General features: G+C 60.8%; 19 protein-coding genes. 10 read left to right on the top strand and 9 right to left on the bottom strand.

Annotated features, from left to right (window positions below; translation table 11 throughout):
- Positions 1-8: 8 nt before the first annotated feature.
- The 3 genes from BZK31_RS13015 to ku are packed head-to-tail and all read right to left on the bottom strand — an operon-like array spanning position 9 to position 4594.
- Positions 9-995, bottom strand: coding sequence for an aldo/keto reductase (locus BZK31_RS13015; RefSeq protein WP_244182677.1), 987 nt, complete (start codon positions 993-995; stop codon positions 9-11).
- A 57-nt stretch (positions 996-1052) separates the two neighbouring features.
- Positions 1053-3641 (bottom strand): DNA ligase D, encoded by a 2589-nt coding sequence (gene ligD, locus BZK31_RS13010; protein WP_083183347.1) that lies wholly within the window; start codon positions 3639-3641, stop codon positions 1053-1055.
- Positions 3642-3661: 20 nt separating this feature from the next.
- A complete protein-coding gene (gene ku, locus BZK31_RS13005) occupies positions 3662-4594 on the bottom strand; it encodes a non-homologous end joining protein Ku (RefSeq protein ID WP_083183345.1) in 933 nt (310 codons plus the stop codon).
- Positions 4595-4887: 293 nt separating this feature from the next.
- On the opposite strand from ku, the gene ssuD reads away from it, so the two are divergent.
- Positions 4888-6027: an FMNH2-dependent alkanesulfonate monooxygenase gene (ssuD, locus tag BZK31_RS13000; protein WP_083183342.1), complete on the top strand. Its 1140-nt coding sequence runs from the start codon at positions 4888-4890 to the stop codon at positions 6025-6027.
- The gene (locus tag BZK31_RS12995) at positions 6027-7133 is read left to right on the top strand and encodes a sigma-54 interaction domain-containing protein (protein ID WP_083183340.1); all 1107 of its coding nucleotides are present in this window, start codon (positions 6027-6029) and stop codon (positions 7131-7133) included. Before ssuD ends, BZK31_RS12995 begins: the two co-directional genes overlap by 1 nt.
- A 42-nt stretch (positions 7134-7175) precedes the next feature.
- Here BZK31_RS12995 and BZK31_RS12990 read toward each other — a convergent pair whose 3' ends face one another.
- Both BZK31_RS12990 and BZK31_RS12985 read right to left on the bottom strand, forming a co-directional pair.
- Positions 7176-8582 carry an FAD/NAD(P)-binding protein gene (locus BZK31_RS12990; protein ID WP_083183338.1) on the bottom strand — a complete coding sequence of 469 codons (1407 nt, stop codon included), beginning with the start codon at positions 8580-8582 and terminating at the stop codon, positions 7176-7178.
- A 45-nt stretch (positions 8583-8627) separates the two neighbouring features.
- Positions 8628-9197, bottom strand: coding sequence for a helix-turn-helix domain-containing protein (locus tag BZK31_RS12985; RefSeq protein WP_083183335.1), 570 nt, complete (start codon positions 9195-9197; stop codon positions 8628-8630).
- A gap of 105 nt (positions 9198-9302) precedes the next feature.
- Between BZK31_RS12985 and BZK31_RS12980 the strand changes: the two genes are divergently transcribed.
- The 7 genes from BZK31_RS12980 to BZK31_RS12950 all read left to right on the top strand — a co-directional run bounded on the left by BZK31_RS12980 (position 9303) and on the right by BZK31_RS12950 (position 16464).
- Positions 9303-10226, top strand: coding sequence for a DMT family transporter (locus tag BZK31_RS12980; protein ID WP_083183332.1), 924 nt, complete (start codon positions 9303-9305; stop codon positions 10224-10226).
- A 156-nt stretch (positions 10227-10382) separates the two neighbouring features.
- Positions 10383-13301, top strand: coding sequence for a monovalent cation/H+ antiporter subunit A (locus BZK31_RS12975; protein ID WP_083183330.1), 2919 nt, complete (start codon positions 10383-10385; stop codon positions 13299-13301).
- The gene (locus tag BZK31_RS12970; RefSeq protein WP_004883771.1) at positions 13301-13645 is read left to right on the top strand and encodes a Na+/H+ antiporter subunit C; all 345 of its coding nucleotides are present in this window, start codon (positions 13301-13303) and stop codon (positions 13643-13645) included. The genes BZK31_RS12975 and BZK31_RS12970 overlap by 1 nt, the downstream gene beginning before the upstream one ends.
- A complete protein-coding gene (locus BZK31_RS12965) occupies positions 13642-15327 on the top strand; it encodes a monovalent cation/H+ antiporter subunit D (protein WP_083183327.1) in 1686 nt (561 codons plus the stop codon). Before BZK31_RS12970 ends, BZK31_RS12965 begins: the two co-directional genes overlap by 4 nt.
- Complete coding sequence (locus tag BZK31_RS12960) at positions 15324-15812, top strand: Na+/H+ antiporter subunit E (RefSeq protein WP_083183325.1); 489 nt, start codon at positions 15324-15326, stop codon at positions 15810-15812. Before BZK31_RS12965 ends, BZK31_RS12960 begins: the two co-directional genes overlap by 4 nt.
- On the top strand, positions 15809-16087 hold the full coding sequence (locus BZK31_RS12955) for a K+/H+ antiporter subunit F (protein WP_083183322.1): 279 nt from the start codon (positions 15809-15811) through the stop codon (positions 16085-16087). The genes BZK31_RS12960 and BZK31_RS12955 overlap by 4 nt, the downstream gene beginning before the upstream one ends.
- The gene (locus BZK31_RS12950; RefSeq protein ID WP_083183320.1) at positions 16084-16464 is read left to right on the top strand and encodes a Na+/H+ antiporter subunit G; all 381 of its coding nucleotides are present in this window, start codon (positions 16084-16086) and stop codon (positions 16462-16464) included. The genes BZK31_RS12955 and BZK31_RS12950 overlap by 4 nt, the downstream gene beginning before the upstream one ends.
- A gap of 20 nt (positions 16465-16484) precedes the next feature.
- Here the strand turns inward: BZK31_RS12950 and BZK31_RS12945 are convergent, their stop codons facing one another.
- Positions 16485-16952: a hypothetical protein gene (locus tag BZK31_RS12945; RefSeq protein ID WP_083183318.1), complete on the bottom strand. Its 468-nt coding sequence runs from the start codon at positions 16950-16952 to the stop codon at positions 16485-16487.
- 443 nt (positions 16953-17395) lie between these two features.
- Between BZK31_RS12945 and BZK31_RS12940 the strand changes: the two genes are divergently transcribed.
- Entirely contained in the window at positions 17396-17632 is a 237-nt protein-coding gene (locus BZK31_RS12940) for a DUF2789 domain-containing protein (RefSeq protein ID WP_083183316.1), read from the top strand.
- A 51-nt stretch (positions 17633-17683) separates the two neighbouring features.
- On the opposite strand, the gene BZK31_RS12935 is transcribed toward BZK31_RS12940, so the two are convergent.
- The 3 genes from BZK31_RS12935 to BZK31_RS12925 form a co-directional block, all read right to left on the bottom strand.
- On the bottom strand, positions 17684-19168 hold the full coding sequence (locus tag BZK31_RS12935; protein ID WP_083183314.1) for a phospholipase effector Tle1 domain-containing protein: 1485 nt from the start codon (positions 19166-19168) through the stop codon (positions 17684-17686).
- Positions 19169-19431: 263 nt separating this feature from the next.
- Positions 19432-20661, bottom strand: a complete 1230-nt coding sequence (locus BZK31_RS12930) for a methyl-accepting chemotaxis protein (protein WP_425273297.1) — start codon at positions 20659-20661, stop codon at positions 19432-19434.
- 540 nt (positions 20662-21201) lie between these two features.
- Entirely contained in the window at positions 21202-21606 is a 405-nt protein-coding gene (locus BZK31_RS12925) for a TraR/DksA family transcriptional regulator (protein ID WP_083183310.1), read from the bottom strand.
- Positions 21607-21762: the final 156 nt, after the last annotated feature.

Genomic DNA, 21762 nt, shown 5'->3' with positions numbered 1-21762 from the left:
CCTTTGACTCAGCCTGCCAGTGAGATCAACTGCTGACGCTGAGCATCGGTCAGCGTCGGTCCAAAACCTGCGCCCACGTTTTCAGCCATGTAGCGCGGGTTGCCGGTGCCGGGGATCACACAGGTGACGGCCGGATGGGCCAGCAGGAACTTCAAGGCCAGTTGCGGCCAACTGTTGACCTCCACCTGTGCCGCCCAGCCTGGCAACGGCTTGTCCTTGAGCCGTGACAACAGCCCGCCGCCGCCAAACGGCCGATTACAGATCACCGCCACGCCACGCTCGCGACACAAGGGCAGCAAGCGTTTTTCGGCCTCGCGGTCGTCCAGCGCGTAGTTGATTTGCAGAAAGTCCAGGGGCTCCTGCCTGAGCACCGCCTCCACATCCGCATAAGCTGAAGACGTGTAGTGGCTGATGCCGATATACCGGATACGCCCTTGATCCTTCCACTGGCGCAAAGTCGGCAAATGCGTCTTCCAGTCCAGCAGATTATGAATTTGCATCAGGTCGATCCGGTCGGTCTGCAATAGCCTGAACGATTCCTCCATCTGCTCGATGCCCTCCCGGCGCCCCCGGGTCCAGACCTTGGTCGCCAGAAAGGCGGGCGAACGCGGCTCGTGAATCGACAGCAACTCACCAGTGGTCTGCTCCGCCCTTCCATACATCGGAGAACTGTCGACGACGCTGCCACCAGCCGCGAACAGCGCGTCGAGCACCGGGCGCAGCTGTTTGTAGGCCGCGCTGGACGTGGCCACGTCAAAACCGCGATAGGTGCCGAGGCCGACGACAGGCAGCGGCTCGTTACTGGAGGGAATCGCTCGGGTCAGCATGGGTTTGCCTCCGGGTCTCAGTTTGGGGGGAAGTGATGAGGGAGAAACAGGTGATGACAGTGTCGGCGGCTTGTCGCCACCGGCGGCGCTGTCGAACACCAACGCCGCGCCCACGCCTGCCGCGAGGGTAAGCAGTCTTCTGCGGGTCAGGTGATGGGGTGGCGTCATGACGTTCTCCTTATCTATCTGTCCTGCTCTGGTTGCCGGGCTCGCGAGAAAACCTGGCTACGGCCGTTTCGCGCCCAGTTGCTTCCACATTTTCTGGGTGATTCTCTGTCGGTTGGCGTAGCCCTTCCACGGATCGCCTCTCAGCTTGCGCAAGCGCTGCTCAAGGTTAGTGATGTCCCACTGCGCGGACGATGTCAGCCCTGCCAGCTCATCAAGGGCAATGGGCACCGAGACCGGCAGTCCGGGACGAGCGCGTACCGAATAGGCCGTGACCGTACTGCCACCCCGGCCGTTGCGCAGGTAATCGACGAAAATCCGGCCGACCCGGTTCTTCGGTCCCATGGTCGCCGTAAAGCGTTCGGGCAGTTGCCGGGCGACGAACTCGGCGATGGCCTTGGCAAAGCCTTTTACCGTATCCCAGTCAGCATGCCGGGCGAGTGGCACGATGATGTGCATGCCCTTGCCGCCGCTGGTTTTCAGGAAGGCGTCAAGTCCCAGTTCTTCCAGTACCGCAAGAACCATCTGTGTCGCCTCGATCATGCTGCGCCAAGGCAGCGCCGGATCCGGGTCAAGGTCCAGAACCAGATGATCCGGCGTTTCGATCCGATCGCTGGTGGCGCCCCACGTGTGAAATTCGATTGTGCCCATCTGCGCGGCACCAACCAGGGCCTGCACCGTGTCGATCTCCATCAGTGCTGCATGGTCCGGATCGAGCTTACGGTCCAGTTGCCTGATGTGCGGAATCGCAAGGCGTTCGGAATGCTTCTGGAAGAACTGTTCGCCATCGATGCCTTCCGGGCACCTCAGCAGTGCCACCGGACGATTGTTGAGGTAAGGCAGAATCCATTCGGCAATCGACTCGTAAAACTGCGCAAGCTCGATCTTTTGCGTAGCAATTTTGGTGTCGATGACTCGCTCCGGATGACTGATCCCGACGCCCGCCACATTGACCTTCCCCTTCGCGGCCTTGTGCGGCGCAGGAACGTCTGCCACCTTGGCGGGCTTTTTCGTTGCTTTGGGCCGGCTGGCGGGCTCGACCGGCCGCGGGTACTCGCGAATCACTTCACTGGCGGGCTTGTCGCTGCGCAGTCCAATGAACGCCGCCTGACGCAGAATGCCTTCACGGGTCCATTCGGCGAACTCCACTTCACAGATCAGCTGCGGCTCCAGCCAGTGCACGCCTCGCCCCTGCATGGCGGTAAGTTGCTTGTCCAGTGGCGAGGTATCGCGTTGCAGTGGCTGCAGTTGCTCGTGCAGTTGCTTGAGTGTCACGCTACTGAATCCAGTGCCCACCCGCCCGGCATAAACCAGCCCCTGATCATCGTGGACCGCCAGCAGCAAGGCACCAAATGAAGAACGGCTGCCTTGCGGTGCGGTGTAGCCGACAATCACGAACTCCTGACGCAACCGGCATTTGAGCTTGATCCAGTCTGCATTGCGCTTGCTGACATACGGGCTGCCTGCCCGCTTGCCGATCACGCCTTCCAGGCCCATGGCGCTGGCGCTCTCAATAATATCCCTGTGCCCGGAGCGAAACGCGTCCGAGAACCGCAACAGACGACTGCGCTGCTTGCCGAGCACCTGCCTGAGGGCATCGCGGCGTTGCTCGATGGCAATCTCGCGCAGGTCCTCGCCACTCAGATAAGGCATGTCGAACAGGTAGTAGACGATGTCCTTGCTGCCACCCGTCTCGAATGCGTTCTGCAACGCCTGGAAATCCGGCAGGCCTTCATCGTTGAGCACCACGACTTCGCCGTCGAACCAGGTGTCCTCCAGTTTCAGGCCTTTGAGCGCCTTGACCAGCTCGGGCAGACGATCGCTCCAGTCATGGCCGTTGCGGGTAAACAGGCGCACCTCATCACCCTGAATGCGGGTCAGAATCCGGTAGCCGTCGAATTTGATCTCGTACAGCCACTCACCGGCAGGTGGAGCATCGACCAGGGTGGCGAGTTGCGGGGTCAACAGTTCGGGAAGCGCCGTTTTGGGTTTCGCTGCAGCGCGAGACGATTTTGCCGGCACAGCGCGGGTCTTGCGGGTGGCCGGGCGTGTCTTTTTGGCGGCTGGAACCCGACCGACGCCGACGTGCGCGCCGCTGACGACACTCTGCGGCTGCTGTTCGGTAATGTCGTACTCAGCGGCAGGCCTGGCCACGGAATCCTTTTCCTTGATCAGCAGCCACTGTTCCTTGCTGCCACTGCCCTTGAGCCGGGTGCGCACCAATGCCCAGTCCCCGGTCAGCTTCTCGCCGACCAGGGTAAATTTGAGTTTGCCCTCGGCATAGGTCTCGTGCGGGTCACCGTGCGGCTCCCAAACCCCACGGTCCCAGACGATGACATCGCCGCCGCCATACTGCCCTTTGGGAATACTGCCTTCGAAACTCGCATAACCCAGCGGGTGATCTTCGACATGCACCGCCAGACGCTTTTGCGTGGGATCCAGGCTCGGCCCCTTGGGCACCGCCCAGCTTTTGAGCGTGCCATCCAGTTCCAGACGAAAATCGTAATGCAGGTTACGCGCATCGTGCTTTTGAATGACAAAGCTCAATGCATGGGCCTTGGCCTTGCGCCGGGTGCTGCCCGCCTCCGCAGGTTCGGAAGTGATGTCGAAATTGCGTTTGCGCGTGTATTCACTGACAGGCTTGGCCATCGTCGGCAGCTCCGTACGGCTCAGGAAGCCTTGCTGGTTTTCTTGCGAGCGGGCGCCCGGCGCTTGGCAGGCGGTTTGGTCTTGGCACCTTCGCTGTCATCCGCCTTGGCGGCCGCCTTGGGTTTGGCGGCCGGTTTGCCCGCCTTGCTCTTGCTGGCGCCCCCCTTGCCCGCCAGACTGCGGCGCAGCAGATCAGTCAGGTCGATGACATCGGCACTCTTGCGCTCTTCCTCGCCGGGATCGGTTTCGACCTCCTCGATCTTGCCCTCGCGCGCCTTGGTTTCGACAAGTTGCATGATCTTTTCCTGAAAGGTGTCGCGGTAATCCTCAGGCTGCCAGTCGGCGCTCATGTCCTTGACCAGACGCTTGGCCATGTCACGCTCACTCTTGTTCAACTGCACGTCGGTCACCGCATCGCTCAGGTCCAGGTCATCAAGCTCGCGCACATCGGCGGGCCAGCGCAGAATAACCATGACCAGCGCCGACGCCAGCGGCATGACCGCAGCCAGGTGTTCCTTGGTGTGCAGCACCACATTGGCCAGCGCGACCTTCTTGGTGTCGTGCAGGGTTTCGCGCAGCAGGGCATAGACCTTTTCACCGCGCTTGTCGGGCGTTAGAAAATAAGGCGTATCGATGTTCTGCAAAGGGATCTGCTGGCTGTCGACGAAACCGAAGATATCGATGGTCTGGGTCGACTTAGGGTGCGCGGCGCGGATTTCCTGCTCGCTGAGCACCACGTAACGGTCCTTCTCATATTCCACGCCCTTGACGATGTTCTCGCTGGACACTTCCTTGCCGGTGACTTTGTTGATGCGCTTGTACCCCACCGGGTCCATGCTGCGTTTGTCGAGCCAGTCAAAATCGACGCCTTTGGACGACGTCGCCGAGATCAGTGCCACTGGTATATGTACCAGTCCGAAGCTGATCGCGCCCTTCCAGATTGCCCTTGCCATTGCCTGACTCCCTTTGAACTTAGAAAGGTGACCGGCCCGCAAGAACAAAGTTTCGGCTGGCAGACGAGCGCGGACCCGCATCCATCGCTGAAAGAAGGGTGCTCGCTCCCTTGAGCAACCCTGGCCGACCAGCCATATAGCTTATAAGTCTAAAAATATGGATTAAGGTTCTTTTACGGAATAAATCTGAGTGTCTATAAATGGCGTCACTTCCAAACGCTGTTGGCCCGCTGTCCGTAATCCAACAGTTGCCCGCAGCGACTCTGACCCGGCTGACCACTCAAGGATTTTTCATGAACGTTTTCTGGTTTCTTCCCACTCACGGCGACGGCCATTATCTGGGCACCACCAAAGGCGCGCGCCCGGTCACGCTCAACTACCTCAAGCAGGTGGCGCAGGCGGCGGACGATCTGGGGTACTACGGGGTGCTGATTCCGACCGGACGCTCCTGCGAAGACTCTTGGGTCATCGCCTCGGCGCTGGTGCCGCTTACCGAGAAGTTGAAATACCTGGTGGCGATTCGTCCAGGGATCATTTCCCCTACTGTATCGGCGCGCATGGCCGCCACACTGGATCGACTGTCGGGCGGTCGGCTGCTGATCAACGTGGTGACCGGCGGCGACCCTGACGAGAACCGTGGCGACGGCAGCTTCCTCGACCACAGTGAACGTTACGAAGTCACCGACGAGTTCCTCAAAATCTGGCGTCGCGTCCTGCAGGGCGAAGCGGTGGACTTCGAAGGCAAGCACCTGCGCGTACAGAATGCCAAGGCCTTGTACCCGCCGATCCAGAAACCCTACCCGCCGTTGTACTTCGGCGGCTCTTCGGACGCGGCCCACGACCTGGCCGCCGATCAGGTCGATGTGTACCTGACCTGGGGCGAGCCACCCGCCGCTGTTGCGCAGAAGCTGGCCGATGTGCGTGAGCGAGCGGCGCGCAAGGGTCGGACCGTGAAGTTCGGTATTCGCCTGCACGTCATCGTTCGCGAAACCAGCGAAGAGGCGTGGAAAGCCGCCAGCACTCTGATCGAACACATCAGCGACGACACCATCGCGGCTGCACAGAAATCCTTTTCGCGCTTTGACTCCGAAGGCCAGCGCCGAATGGCCGCGCTGCATGACGGACGCCGTGACAATCTGGAAATCGCGCCCAACCTGTGGGCCGGTGTCGGGCTGGTACGTGGCGGTGCCGGCACCGCACTGGTCGGTAATCCGCAGGAAGTGGCCGCACGCATCAAGGAATACGCAGACCTGGGCATCGAAAGCTTCATCTTCTCGGGCTACCCGCATCTGGAAGAAGCCTATCGTTTCGCCGAACTGGTGTTCCCGCTGTTGCCAGAACCGTACGCCAGCCTGGCCGGACGCGGCATCACCAACCTGACCGGCCCGTTTGGCGAAATGATCGCCAACGACCTGCCGCCGCAGGCCAAGTGATGTCAGTGCAACTGCTGACCCTGCCCCACTCGCCTGCGCTGGCCACCTCGATCAGGGCCACCGCGCAGGTGTTCGAAGACCCCAAATCCAGAGCATTGCTGGAACACGTTCGACAGGTCGCACCCAGCGATGCCAGCGTACTGATCATTGGTGAAACCGGCACCGGCAAGGAGCTGGTCGCCCGGCATGTGCATGCACTCAGCGCACGCCGCGACAAACCCTTCGTGGCAGTCAACTGCGGAGCCTTTTCGGAAAACCTGATCGAGGCCGAACTGTTCGGCCACGAAAAAGGCGCGTTCACCGGAGCCGTTGGCGCCAAGGCTGGCTGGTTCGAAGAAGCCAACGGCGGCACGCTGTTTCTCGATGAGATCGGCGATCTGCCCATGAGCCTGCAGGTCAAGCTGCTGCGTGTGCTGCAGGAGCGTGAAGTGGTGCGCCTGGGCTCACGTAAAAGTATTCCGATCGATGTCCGGGTGCTGGCTGCCACCAACGTGCAACTGGAAAAGGCGATCAATGCCGGGCATTTCCGCGAGGACCTGTATTACCGGCTGGACGTCGTCAACCTGGAGTTGAGCCCGTTGCGTGAACGGCCCGGTGACATCCTGCCACTGGCGTTGCATTTCATTGATGTCTATAGCCAGCGCCTGAGACACGGCCCGGTCAGGGTGAGTGCCGAAGCGGAGCACAAGCTGCGCACCTATAGTTGGCCGGGCAATATTCGCGAGCTGGAAAACGTCATTCATCACACCCTGCTGGTCTGCCGTGACGGCGTGATTCAGCGTGATGACCTGCGCATGTCCAACCTGCGCATCGAGCGACAGGATGACGGCGCACCGGTAGATGAGTCGGCCGAACAACTGCTAGGGCGGGCTTTTCAGAAACTGTTCGAAGAGCAGGCCGGTGCGCTGCACGAGAAGGTCGAAGACGCACTGCTCAGAGCGGCCTACCGGTTCTGCCACCACAACCAAGTGCACACCGCCAGCCTGCTGGGCCTGACCCGCAATGTCACGCGCACGCGACTGATCCGCATCGGCGAACTGGCCGTCAACAAGCGCAGGCCCGGTGAAAATCTCCAGGGCGACCGCATGCTGCACTTGTCGGTCTGAGCCCTTGCATCGCTATCGCTCAAGGACGAGTCGATACCTGCGTCACTCCGTGAGACGAATCGCCAGCGCCTTGGCCTGACTCGCCACATCGTTCACCGCCGTGCTCTCCCACCACATGCCGCGCAGCGGCGGTCCCATGGCGAACAGTCGTGATGAACAATGTCCTTGCGCATCCATCACCGCACCGCCCGGATCGGCCGCAATGCCCAGCGCCAGAGGGCCGGGCTTTATCAGTCCCCGCGCCAGCAACTGTCGTGGCAATGAACGGTCCACGCGACGCCAGTCGTATTCAATGCCGGTGGAATTGATCAGCGCATCTCCCGTAATCCGCGACGGTTGTTCCTCGCCACGGTAACGCAGGCTGATCTGTACCTGCCCGGACGGCAGAGGTGCAACACCTTGCAGCGAGGCAGCGCGCAGGGTCAGTCGCCCCTCTTTGACCAGACGCGCCAGCAACGCGGCGCTCGGCGGCGGCGAGCGATGATGGTGGCTCTCCCACCAGGGCCGCACGTGACGAACGAACTGGCGACGCTGAAGGTCGGTGGCCTGGTTCCAGAGCCGTCCTATGTTGGCGCGCACGGTGTCCAGCGGCGCCTGCCAGTCGATCCCGCTTTCGATGGCCAGCTCACATTGTTCGCGCACCTTGCGAACCAGTTGCCGGGTGCTGCGAATACCGGGGTCCTGGCTGAGGAAATCCGGCCATTCCGGCGGCTGACGACGAACATGCGGCAGCAGCCCGTGACGGGAATAGACCTGAATCGGACCACGATGTCCGGACTGTTCGAGCGAGACGACCGCATCGACCATGGTCAGCCCCGAGCCGATGATCAACACTCGCGCCTGCGGATCGAGCTGGCGCATCGCGGCGACGTCCCACGGGTCGAGAGCCGCCGCATTGAGCCCGTTCGACTCGCGCTGCGGCGTGCGTGACGCGGCATACATGCCGGTGGCCAGGACCGCGACATGGCCGTGCAGGGTTCGCCCGTCGGCCAGCGTTACCTGCACGCCTTCAGCCTGGGTCTGGATATCCACGGCCTCTGCGCACACATGCTCGACAGTGGAGCCCTGCGCGGCACCGACGGACTGAGCCTCCCTCAATCGTTGCTGGACATAGAGCCCGAACACCCCGCGTGGCGGGAACAATTCGGCAACCGGAACACGCTGCCCGGCAGCCTCGGGCCAGCCGCCTGTAGCCAGGTATTGGGTCAGCCAGCGCGTCAGGTCGTCGGCGTCATCCGCGTCGGCGCTCATGCGCGCCGCGTTGCCATTGAGCGTGTGCCCAGGCTCGGTCGCGCTGTAGGCTTCGCCGCGGCCCAGCTCCTCACGGGTTTCGACAATCAGGATCCGCCGCGCCCCCGGTCTGCGTAACAGCTGCACCGCCAGCATGGTGCCACTCAGGCCTCCACCGATGATCAAAATGTCCGCTATGGGAAGGGTGTTATCGATCATCTGATCAGGGCCTCGCACTGGTGCCGCGTGAGTGGGACTGGAAGCTTACAGCACCACGTTGCGCACGAAGCGCAGCGTGACGGTGCCTTCGTTGCAATAGCGGTGCGGCTGGCTGCTGGGGAACATGTAGAACTCGCCGGGCCCGACATGCCGTGGCGCGACCGCGTCGCTAAAGCGAATAATCAGGTGCCCTTCCACGACATAGACCTGCTCGCTCCAGCCTTCGGGGTCGGCGTCGGCTGCATACAGGTCGTCCGGTGCCAGGCAGAACTCCCACAGCTCGACTTCCCGCCGGGCATTGGCCTTGGCCAGCAGCACAGCCTTGCTGCCCTGAATCGTACCCGCCCAGGCCAGTTCATTGATACGGCTGTGATCACGAACATCGGGCGCTTGAATCAGGTCGCTGAACGCTACTTCCAGCGCTTCGGCCACGCGGTCCAGCGTCGCCAGGCTCACGTTCTTTTCTCCGGCCTCAATGGCCACCAGCATCCGCCGGCTGACACCGGACTTTTCTGCCAACGCGGTCTGACTCAGATCGGCAGCGTTGCGCAGGCGGCGCACGTTCTGACTGACATGCTGCAATACCGGCGCGCGCTGGGAATTTTCTTTATCCATGGGAGTGCTCATCTGAACCAGTTGCGCATTATACTGCACACTTTTGCGACGCCATTGTGTGTCGACCCTCTTGTCACAAGCAAGGCCGTGGGATCTGGATCCGACATGAAGTCTATCAGCCGTACACCCCGTATCAGCAAGGCAGAAGCCGTGCTCATTTTCATCACCATGCTCTGGGGCGGAACGTTTCTGCTCGTGCAATACGCCATGACTGTGAGTGGGCCAATGTTCTTCGTCGGTCTGCGTTTCGCCGCCGCGGCCCTTATCGTTGCGTTGTGTTCCATGAAAGTGATGCGCGGGCTGACGCTGGTCGAACTCAAGGCCGGTGTACTGATCGGCACGGCGATCATGCTCGGCTACGGTTTGCAGACCATCGGCCTGCAAACCATTCCCAGCAGTCAGTCGGCGTTTATTACCGCGCTTTACGTGCCTTTCGTGCCGCTGCTGCAATGGCTGGTGCTGGGGCGACGTCCAGGGCTGATGCCAAGCCTGGGGATCGTGCTGGCCTTTACCGGACTGATCTTGCTCTCCGATCCGCAGGGCACCTCGCTGCACATGAGCTCCGGTGAGATCGCGACCCTGATCAGTGCCGTAGCCATTTCCGCTGAAATCATTCTGATCAGTGCCTACGCGGGCAAGGTCGATGTGCGCCGGGTCACGGTCGTGCAACTGGCGACCGCCTCGTTTCTGGCATTTCTGATGATCGTACCCACCCAGGAGCGCCTGCCGGATTTCTCCTGGACGCTGGTGTTCATCGCGATCGGCCTGGGCGTGATGAGCGCAGTGATTCAGGTGGCCATGAACTGGGCGCAGAAAAGTGTCTCGCCAACCCGCGCGACCGTGATCTACGCGGGTGAACCCGTGTGGGCAGGCATTGTCGGACGACTGGCTGGCGAGCGTTTGCCGGGTATCGCCCTGCTGGGCGCCGCGCTGATCGTCATGGGCGTGATCGTGAGCGAGATGAAGCGTCGCCCGGTACCGGTCGATCGGATGGACGTGGAACGGGAAGGCGTGGAAGAAGCGGACTGAGGCGCACCCTGACGCTGCAACTGACATCAATCCCTGTGAAGATGGCTGACACGGCGCTGCCAGACACTTTTTGTACAGAATTTGAAAAACTGTCCCTTTGGTATCGAAGTCTCTGGCACGTATGATGCTTGATATTTCCCTGCAGATTAGAAGCCTATGTCCCTGATAGTTCTACTGCTTCTGCCCTTCATCGGCAGCTGTCTGGCGGCCTTTTTGCCGCACAATGCGCGTAACGCGGAATCCCTTCTTGCCGGTCTTGTCGCCCTGATTGGCGCTGTGCAGATGGCCCTGTGGTTTCCGCAGATCGCAGACGGCGGGGTCATTCGTGAGGAATATGTCTGGCTGCCCAGCCTGGGACTGAATTTCGTGCTGCGGGTCGATGGCTTCGCGTGGCTGTTTTCGATGCTGGTGCTGGGAATTGGCGCACTGGTGTCACTGTATGCGCGCTATTACATGTCGCCGGATGATCCGGTGCCGCGCTTTTTCGCCTTCTTCCTGGCCTTTATGGGCGCCATGCTCGGGCTGGTCATGTCCGGCAACCTGATTCAGATCGTGTTCTTCTGGGAACTGACCAGCGTCTTCTCGTTCTTGTTGATCGGCTACTGGCACCATCGCGCCGACGCCCGACGCGGCGCCTATATGGCGCTGATGGTCACCGGCGCAGGCGGGCTGGCGCTGCTGGCGGGGATGATGATGCTGGGTCACATCGTCGGCAGTTACGACCTGGACCGCGTACTGGCTTCCGGCGACGCGGTTCGTGCCCATGCGTTGTACCCGGTGATGCTGACGCTGGTCCTGATCGGCGCCTTGAGCAAGAGCGCCCAGTTTCCATTCCATTTCTGGCTGCCTCACGCGATGGCCGCCCCCACTCCGGTGTCGGCGTATCTGCACTCGGCAACCATGGTCAAGGCCGGTGTGTTTCTCATGGCACGTCTCTGGCCGGCCTTGTCAGGCACCGAACAGTGGTTCTGGATCGTCAGCGGTGCTGGCGCCTGCACCCTGATTCTCGGTGCCTATGCTGCGATCTTCCAGAATGACCTTAAAGGTCTGCTGGCCTATTCCACCATCAGCCACCTGGGTCTCATCACCCTGCTGCTGGGCCTGAACAGCCCGCTGGCGGCAGTCGCTGCGGTCTTCCACATCCTTAACCATGCCACCTTCAAGGCCTCGCTGTTCATGGCTGCGGGCATCATCGACCATGAGAGCGGGACGCGAGACATCCAGCGCCTCAGCGGGCTGATAAAACTGCTGCCCTACACCGCCACGCTGGCGATGGTCGCCAGTGCGTCGATGGCGGGCGTACCACTGCTCAACGGTTTTCTGTCCAAGGAAATGTTCTTCGCAGAAACGGTGTTCATTTCCGCGACCGCCTGGGTCGAGATCGCCCTGCCAGTGGTGGCGACCATCGCGGGCGTGTTCAGCGTGGCGTACTCCCTGCGTTTCACCGTCGATGTGTTTTTCGGTCCGGCGGCCAAGGATCTACCGCACCTGCCGCATGAACCGCCACGCTGGATGCGCGCGCCGGTCGAGTTTCTGGTACTGGCCTGCCTGATCGTCGGGATCTTCCCTTCACAATCGGTCGCCCCGCTGCTGGCCGCTGCGGCGCAGCCAGTCGTCGGGGGCACGCTGCCCGAATACAGCCTGGCGATCTGGCACGGCTGGAACGCCCCGATGATCATGAGCCTGGTCGCGATGGCCGGTGGCATCCTCCTGTACCTGTTGCTGCGCAACTCACTGAAGAAGGACCGTTTCCCGGTGCCGCCACTGGTGGGACGTCTGAACGGCAAACGCTTCTTCGAGCGCAGTCTGGTGGTGGTGATGCACTGGGCGCGACGTTTCGAGCGCAAGGTCAGCACGCGCCGGTTGCAGCCGCAATTGTTTTTGCTGGTACTGGCGGCAGTGCTGGGCGGTTTCATTCCAATGTTTTTCAGCGGTCTGACCTGGGGCGATCGTCCGAAGATTCCGGGTTCCGGGGTATTCGTGACCCTTTGGCTGATCGCAATTGTCTGCGCCCTCGGCGCGGCATGGCAGGGCAAGTACCACCGTCTGGCGGCACTGGTAATGGTCAGCGTTTGCGGACTGATGACCTGCATCACATTCGTGTGGTTTTCGGCACCGGACCTGGCGCTCACCCAGCTGGTGGTGGAGGTCGTCACCACCGTACTGATCCTGCTGGGGCTGCGCTGGCTGCCGCGCCGCAGCGAAGAAGTCGCGGCAATCAGCACGCGCCTGCGGGCACGGACCCGCAGGATTCGCGACTTCATCCTCGCCGTCATGGTCGGCCTGGGCATGGCGACGCTGTCCTACGCCATGCTGACCCGCCAGACCCCCAACGCCATTTCGTCGTTCTACCTGAGCCGCGCCCTGCCGGAAGGCGGCGGGACCAATGTCGTCAACGTGATGCTGGTGGATTTCCGCGGGTTCGATACCTTCGGCGAGATCACCGTACTGGCGGCGGTGGCCCTGACAGTGTTCGCCCTGCTGCGCCGCTTCCGTCCGCCCAAGGAAAGTATCCCGCTGCCTGCGCAACAGCGCCTGCTGGCCCGCGATGTGGTCACCGACCTGATCAACCCGCGCAGCGCCAGCGACACGGCGCTCGGATTCATGATGGTGCCGGCCGCGTTGGTGCGCCTGCTGCTGCCGATCGCGTTCATCGTGTCGATGTATCTGTTCATGCGCGGTCATAACCAGCCGGGCGGCGGCTTCGTCGCCGGCCTGGTGATGTCCGTGGCGTTCATCCTGCAATACATGGTGGCGGGCACGCAGTGGGTCGAAGCCCAGATGAGCCTGCGCCCCTTGCGCTGGATGGGCACCGGCCTGCTGTGCGCGGTGCTGACCGGAGCAGGTTCCATGGCGCTGGGTTACCCGTTCATGACTACCCACACAGCCCACTTGCACCTGCCGGTCCTGGGTGACATTCACTTCGCCAGCGCGCTGTTCTTCGATGTCGGCGTCTACGCCGTCGTCGTTGGGGCGACGCTGCTGATCCTCACCGCACTGGCTCACCAGTCCGTGCGCAGCCATCGCCCGACCCCATTGCCCAAGCCTGTCGCCAACCCGCAAGGAGCCCTCTGATGGAAGAAGTCATCGCAATCGCCATCGGTGTGCTGGCCGCCTCGGGTGTCTGGCTGATGCTGCGGCCAAGGACCTTTCAGGTCGTGATGGGGCTGTGCCTGCTGTCCTACGGCGTGAATCTGTTCATTTTCAGCATGGGCAGCCTGTTCATCGGTCGCGAGCCGATCATCAAGGACGGCGTGCCTCAGGACTTGCTCAACTACACCGATCCCCTGCCCCAGGCACTGGTGCTGACGGCCATCGTGATCAGTTTCGCTATGACCGCGCTGTTTCTGGTGGTCCTGCTGGCGTCACGCGGCCTGACCGGCACCGACCACGTTGATGGCCGGGAGCCCAAGGCATGAGCTGGCTGAACCAACTGATCATCGCGCCGATTCTTTTGCCGCTGCTGACCGCCGGCCTGATGCTCTGGCTGGGCGAGAAACACCGTTCCCTCAAGGGACGCATCAACCTGTTGTCCAGCATGCTCGGGCTGGGCATTTCCATCGTGCTGTTTCTCTGGGTACAAAAAACCGGCAGTACCGGTTCCATCGGCGTCTACCTGCCAGGCAACTGGGGTGTACCGTTCGGCATCGTGCTGGTCGTGGATCACCTGTCGGCCCTGATGATGGTGCTGACCGGTATTGTCGGGGTCTGCGCGCTGCTGTTCGCCCTCGCTCGCTGGGACAAGGCAGGGGCGAGTTTCCATGCGCTGTTCCAGATTCAGTTGATGGGCCTGTATGGCGCATTCCTGACCGCCGACCTGTTCAACCTGTTCGTGTTCTTCGAAGTACTGCTGGCCGCATCCTACGGTCTGATGCTGCACGGCTCGGGGCGAGCGAGGGTCACGGCGGGTCTGCATTATATTTCCATCAACCTGCTGGCGTCCTCGCTGTTTCTGATTGGCGCTGCGCTGATCTACGGCGTCACCGGCACGCTGAATTTCGCCGACCTGGCGATAAAGATTCCGCAGGTGTCCGAGGCCGATCAGGGCTTGCTCCATGCTGGCGCGGCGATTCTGGCCACCGCCTTCCTCGCCAAGGCAGGCATGTGGCCGCTGAACTTCTGGCTGGTGCCCGCCTACTCCGCCGCCAGCGCGCCGGTGGCGGCGATGTTCGCCATCATGACCAAGGTCGGCGTCTATACCCTGCTGCGCCTGTGGACACTGTTGTTTTCGGGCCAGGCGGGCGCGTCGGCGTTCTTCGGTGGCGACTGGCTGATCTACGGCGGCATGGCAACCATCGTCACTGCGGCCATCGCGATCATTGCTGCGCAGCGCCTGGAGCGCATGGCCAGCCTGAGCATTCTGGTATCGGCCGGCATCCTGCTGTCGGCGATCGGCTTTGCGCAACCCAGCCTGACCTCCGGCGCGCTGTTCTATCTGGTCAGCTCGACACTGGCGCTGAGTGCGATGTTCCTGCTGGCCGAACTGATCGAGCGTTCGCGTTCGGCCAACGAGATTCCACTGGAGGAAGACGCCGACCAGTTGCCTCGTGCGCTTGAGTCGCTGCATCCGCCACCCGGCACCAACCTGGATGAACAGCAGAAAGTCGTGGTCGGTCAGGTCATTCCGGTCACCATGGCCTTTCTGGGGCTGAGTTTCGTGATCAGTGCGCTGCTGATCATCGGCATGCCGCCGCTGTCAGGCTTCATCGGCAAGCTGACGCTGCTCAGCGCACTGATGAATCCGCTCGGATTGGACGTCGCGCAGGACGAGGCGTTATCGACACCGTCGTGGATGTTGATCAGCCTGCTGATTTTTTCCGGGCTGGCATCGCTGATCGCGTTCTCCAGGCTGGGCACCCAGCGCTTCTGGACACCCTACGAGCGTCCATCGCCCATCCTGCGTCGCAACGAATGCCTGCCAATCATCATTCTGCTGGGCCTATGCGTGGCCCTGACGTTCAAGGCCGAACCGTTGCTGCGTTATACCCAGGACACCGCAGCGGCCTTGCATGAACCCAAACAGTACGTGCAGTCGGTGCTGGCTGCACGACCGGTGCCTGGCCCTGCCAGCAATGCCGGTGCGCCGGAGGTCCAACCATGAAACGCCTGCTCCCTGCACCGTTGTTTTCGCTGGCGCTGTGGGTGCTCTGGCTGGTGCTGAACCTGTCGGTAAGCCCGGGCCATCTGCTGCTCGGCGCGGTATTGGGATTTCTCGCCCCGCTGCTGATGGCACCGCTGCGGCCGCTGCCGGTACGTATCCGCAAACCGGGTACGATCTTCAAGTTTCTGCTGATGATCGGACGTGATGTGGTGGTCTCCAATGTTCAGGTCGGCCTGAGCGTGTGGACACTCAAGCGTCGTCCGCCGCGCTCGGCTTTCGTGCGTGTGCCGCTTGAGCTGCATGACGCCCACGGTCTCGCCGCACTGGCGATGGTGACCACGGTGGTGCCTGGAACGGTCTGGTCTGAGCTGGCGCTGGATCGCAGCGTACTGCTGATGCACGTCTTCGATCTGGAAGACGAGGCGCAATTCATCGAGCACTTCAAAACCACTTATGAGCGCCCCTTGATGGAGATCTTCCAATGAGTGCCCTGCTCGACAATGCCATTCTGATCAGTCTGCTGATCTTTGCGCTGGCCATGGTCATCACGCTGATCCGGCTGCTCAAGGGACCGTCTGCCCAGGATCGTGTGCTGGCGCTGGACTATTTGTACATCACAGCCATGCTGATGATGCTGGTACTCGGCATCCGCTACGCCAGCGACACCTATTTCGAAGCCGCCATGCTAATCGCCCTGTTCGGCTTCGTCGGCTCGTTCGCCCTGGCCAAATTCCTGCTGCGCGGAGAAGTCATCGAATGACAGCGTTACCGACTGACGTACCCTTCTGGGCTGAAGTGCTCACTGCTGTGCTACTGGTTGCCAGCAGCCTGTTCACCCTGACCGGCGCGCTGGGACTGCTGCGCCTGAAAGATTTTTTCCAGCGCATGCACCCGCCGGCCCTGGCCTCGACGCTCGGTGCCTGGTGCGTGGCACTGGCGTCGATCGTCTATTTTTCCGCGCTAAAGTCAGAGCCGGTGATACATGCCTGGCTGATTCCTGTCCTGCTGGCAATCACCGTCCCGGTCACCACCCTGCTATTGGCGCGAACCGCATTGTTCCGCAAACGCATGGCCGGGGATGATGTGCCGCCGGAAGTCAGCGGCGGGCGTACAGAGGGCGAGTCTGCCGGAGGCTGAACCGGCAAAAAATACCGGTGTTACTCGCTGGCCTTAAACGTCAGTTCGCCCTTGCGCCATTTGGCAGCCTTGCCGACTGCGGTTTTCAATGTCTTGCTCATGCCAGCCTGAAGCTGTTCGCTGGCGGCGAAGACCATGAAGACCGTGTGAGACTCTCTGAACACGATGCCATGACCTTCGGCCGTGTCGATGAATGCGTAGTCACCCAGACCATAGACGGTCAGCTTGATTTCACGAAACCTGATTTCCAGTTTGCCGCCTTCACGACTCGGCAACACGGAGGCGCGAAAATGATCGCCAACCTTGAGCTCAAGGCGCGGTTTGTCATCGACCACCAGTGCTGTTTCAGTGTCGATTTCTGCGATATAAATGCCTTCGGCCGATTGTTCGGTGACATAGACAAAACGTGACTGAAACTGCTTGACCAACTGTGCCCGCAAATCGCCGAGCACGAATAACGCATGGGTATCCAGGTTGCTTACAGCCAAAGTACAAACCCTCAAACGTGATAAATGATGCTGCCCGGTATGCGGGCAGTTGAAAGTCGTTCATCCGTGTTGCCGCATGGCGCGGCCAAGACCTGCTGACGCGCTGCACTGCGGGGTGCCGGACCGGCCACCACGAACCCTGTGCAGGCTGGCGACGGATTCTACCGGCTCACGGCGTCAACGGGATATATACCTTTTGTACAAACGATGTCGCACACGCGCCACCTTCGGAAGAAGGAAGACACAGCGTTCGCCGGAGGGTTGCGTGAGACGTGCCGTGGCCTTGAAAAATGGCTCGGTACCTGAACAAACATAGCACTTGCCTCGCGCATGAAAAAGGCTGAATGACCTCGCCGGCAAAATCCATCGAACTCTTGCCCGTGTCGGTGACTCCGATGAAGGACCACTGACAGCACGGGGCTTGCCCTCGTCGAGGAGATGACATGGAACTGCCCAACCCCGATTTGCCAGGTCTGTTTACCCAATTGGGTCTGGAGAACGATCAACCAAGTATCGATGCATTCGCTGCTGCCCACCGGCTGCCAGACGGCGTCAAGCTGATCGACGCTGATTTCTGGACCCCTCAGCAGGCGGCCTTTCTTCAGGAAGAACTGCGCAAAGATGCGGAATGGGCTCCCGTAGTCGACGAACTGAACGTGCTGCTGCACAACCCTGCCTGACCGGACAGAAGATGCAGGCATCATTGGCCTGCATCTTCTGAATAGGCCCGGCTACTGCGGATAGCCCGACTGACCGATATTAGGATGCAGCACTCTCCCGCCAACTTCCGGCGCGTGCACGAACACCGCATCGCTGATGCTGCCCAGCTTGCCAATCGCAGCATTCCAGTGCGCGGAGCGGTGAATGTACCGCCAGCGCAAGATCTGTTCTTCATGCTCGCTCAAGTCGTACGGCCCACCTCGAGCGTAGTCGGTCAGTTTGCGCGCAATCCCTTCAAGCTCTGGGGGCAAAGCAAATTCCTGATCAGTTGGCACAGCCCCGAACGGTACGCCCTCATCGCAGGACAGCGCGTGCATGACACGCAAATACACGCGTGACAGATGTCCGAACACTAAACGTCGCAGGGTGACGGCCACGATTGTTGAACGACCGCCCAACGCCGCCCTGCTTCGCGGCCGGTATTGATCCTCGCACGCGCGCACCTGCAGGGAAGCCTGCGTGTCCAGCGGATCGATCCAGCGTGACGAGTCCATGCTGTCCAGTTCGGCCTGTGCTTGCAGCCATGCCGATGTGGCAACTTCTGGATCATCGCCGTATACCGTGGTCATCCGTGGTCGCGTCAACAGCACGTTCTCTTCCATCTGCGGCAGGTAGCCTCCGCCAATGTCTGCGTGCGCTCCGGGCAGCACGATCTCGCGTGGCCACACCGGCCGGATGCTGTTAAGTGCAAAATTGCGCCGCAACTCATCTCGAGCGACAAGGTGCAAGACCTGTTGGGCACACCCCGGCGGCAGGTAGAGATTCACGCGTCGATTGACCGAATCACTGACATTGCCCAGGTCCTTGAAACTGCCAATGGCAGCGACCGTGTCGAACAGGCCGATCACCTTGATCAGAACGTTATCGGCCTTCCAGCTGAAGCCGTCGCTCACCGGGACCTTTCTGCTTGCCAGTACCGGCCCTAGCAGACCCCCGGACTGCTTGAGCACCTCGTTGACGAAATGCCGAGCGGACGCAGCGCCGCGACTGAAGCCGAATACATCCAGTTCAATCGCCTTGATGACGCAGCCGGGATTGTCCTGCGCAAACGTCCTGAAGCACGCGTCCAGCTTTCTGACAGCCCGCTCGACCTTGGCCACAACCCCCGTGAGACCACGACCAAAACTCTGGCCAGGCCAGAGTGAATCCCGGCCACCGGAGGTCGTCCCTGCGCCACTGACATACACGGGCCAGTAAACGCGCAACCCACAACCATCATTCACCGCAACCCGCTGATCGCGATAAAGTTCGACAAGCCTGGCAATATTGGTCAAATCATTGCTGTAGCTACTTCCGGGGTCCGCATGCCGCCCTGCGCACTCTCTGATGTGACGATCGCCATTGACCTCCATGAGCGCCTGACAATCAGCTCCGACTCGACTGTTGAGACGATTATTTCCCGTTCCGTCGAAGAATATTCCCGCACGTACTGTCACCTGCAATAAAGCCGCATCCGAAACGACGCTGGCGTTGCTCACATTCCCTGTATCTTTCATATTATTTCCGTCCTTAGATGCAACCCTGTGAAGGTCGCCTTTAAATCAACAAATTATTACGTTGATTCAAATAGCTTGCTCAGCAGTCGCAAACAGTCAAGGCACGGAAAGAATTTTCGGAACATTCCTACAATATAAAACCCAGCACAGTTAACTGCTGAAGTTCAAAAACCTCACACAGCACGTACTTGTCTACATCATTCAATCCATTCAGATTGAGTGCGCAGCATTTGAACTAACTTCAACCACTAACAGACCCTCTGTTATTTCAAGGCTCCGCCTTCTGGCTTGTAACCCAGTCGCAGACCGCCCCAATGTCGGCCCTTGATCATGATCGGCACGGAGAGATCGTGCATCAGCTCACCCGTGTCGCGGGTATAGGTTTGCAGCAACACCGGCTGCTGATGGCTGCCGCAGCGGATGCCGGTGCGATCGTCGAACTTGCGCTTGCTGCGATTGCGCGCGTTATCCACGGCGGGGTCGCCGGTCAAGGGCTGGTTGAATGCGTTGTTATGTGTCGGCACGTAGCCCTGTTGTGTACAGGCGATGGCGAACACCAGGCCTTCATGACGCGACAGCAGCGGCTCTTGCACTGCGGGCAGGACCTGATCGGTGTAGCGGTCGAAACGAGTGGTGAAACGGGTCGGCGAGGTATTGGGGATCGGTTTGTACTGGCGGTCGAACAGATCGTCGAGGCTGACGTGCCCGCGCTCGATATCGGCCTCGAATTTTGCCGCGATCTGCTGCGCACCCTCTCGGGCGAGGTCATAGATACGCTGGTGATAATCGTCCAGTCCGACCTGCGCCAGGCGCTGGCTGATGGTTTCGGCCTGCCCTTCCATCTGCACTGCGGACCTGGCCAGATGGCGGGTCTGCTCATCGCTGATTGCAAGATCGCTGCGCATGCGCTCGACGGCCGTGAACAGGCTCGCCAACTGGTCCTGATTGGTCTGGGCACCATGAGCAATTTCACCCACCTGACTCTCCACCTCAACCGCCAGCCGGGCGATATTTTCAAGGTGCTGGCCGGTCAGTTCCACTTGCTCCACGCCGCTGTTCAGGTCGGCAGACAGTTGGCGAATCTGTTCGACAACCTGCGAGGTGCGCTGCTGAATGTCGGCAACCATTTGCCCGACCTCTTGCGTTGCGCTCGCGGTACGCCCGGCCAGTCCGCGCACTTCATCGGCGACCACGGCGAACCCCCGGCCGTGCTCGCCCGCGCGGGCAGCTTCGATGGCAGCATTGAGCGCCAGCAGATTGGTCTGGCTGGCGATGGACTGAATCACCAGCGTGACCCGCTGGATTTCTTCGCTGCGCTGGTTCAACGCTTCGATCAACTCGCGACTGTCCACCGCACCCTGGCTGAGCCGGTGCATGCGCTGGATGGATTCATTCAACACCGCGCTGCCGGCATCACTGCGCTGTCTAGCCTGACTGGCGGCACTGAGTGCCTGGCGACTCAATTGGGCAGTCTGTTGCTCGGTAGCGATCATGACGTCGGCGCTGCTGACGACCTGCTCCGCCGCATCGAGTTGCGATTGCACCTTACCCGCCAACTGGCGGACGGAAAACGCTACTTGCGCGGCCGACAGCGCGTTATGGCTGGTGGTACGGGACAGATCCTGTGTCAGCCGCGCCAGGGCATTATCATCAGGCTCGGCAAGGCCTTGCGCGGTGTGAGCGGGCAGCAGACGCGGCAGCCAGATCAGCAAGAGGGCAATCGGTATAGCGAAATAGACAGACAGACTGGCGAAGGCGATTGCCGCCAGCATCAGACAAAGCGCGATGCTCTGCACGACAGGGACCCAGGAGCGGTTTGCCACGGATACGTGCTCGGTCATGCTGCGTCACCCCAGGTTGTTACCTATCGTTATTTGTCCTCATTAAACGACAGAAACCGGCCATGTGCCATGAGCCATTAGTGGTAATGGACGAGATTCACGTCAATAAATTGCAGGCACAACAAAACCGGGAGGCCATTAAGGCCTCCCGGTTCATTACGCACTGAGCTGATTCAGGCTTGCGCCTCGGAATCAGGCCTGACGCTGGTGCTTGTCGATCTGCTCGTGGCGCTCTTGCGCTTCGATGCAATACTTGGTCGTCGGGCTGATCAACAGGCGCTTCAGGCCGATAGGCTCGCCACTGTCGTCGCACCAGCCAAAGGTGTCTTCGGCGATACGCGTCAGCGCCATTTCCAGTTGAGGCAGCATGCGCTGATCACGATCGATCACGTTGACCAGCCAGTGACGCTCTTCTTCCACCGAAGCAGCGTCGGCAGGGTCTGCAGGTGTATCCAGGCTCTCGATGGCAATGCGGCTTTGCTCGATTCGCTCGTGGATTTCGACCTTCATGTTCTGCAACAGCTCGACGAAGAAAGCGTGCTGCTCGGCGTTCATGTAGTCATCGGCCGGCATGGCCAGCAACTTTTCCTTTGTCATTGATTTCTCTATAAAAAAACGTGCATTGAGGAGCGGCTCAACGTTGCCGTACAAGCGCCATGATCTCCAAGCGCCACCAGGCACTCAATTTACGAGGGGCGGCAGTCTAAGGCCGCCTCGCGCACTCGGCAACACAATTGAAGGCATTTTGAGCAA

Origin of the sequence: Pseudomonas floridensis (assembly GCF_002087235.1) — a bacterium.
GTDB lineage: Bacteria > Pseudomonadota > Gammaproteobacteria > Pseudomonadales > Pseudomonadaceae > Aquipseudomonas > Aquipseudomonas floridensis.
Note: the sequence above shows the minus strand (reverse complement) of the source record. Positions and strands in the feature narration are given on the sequence as shown.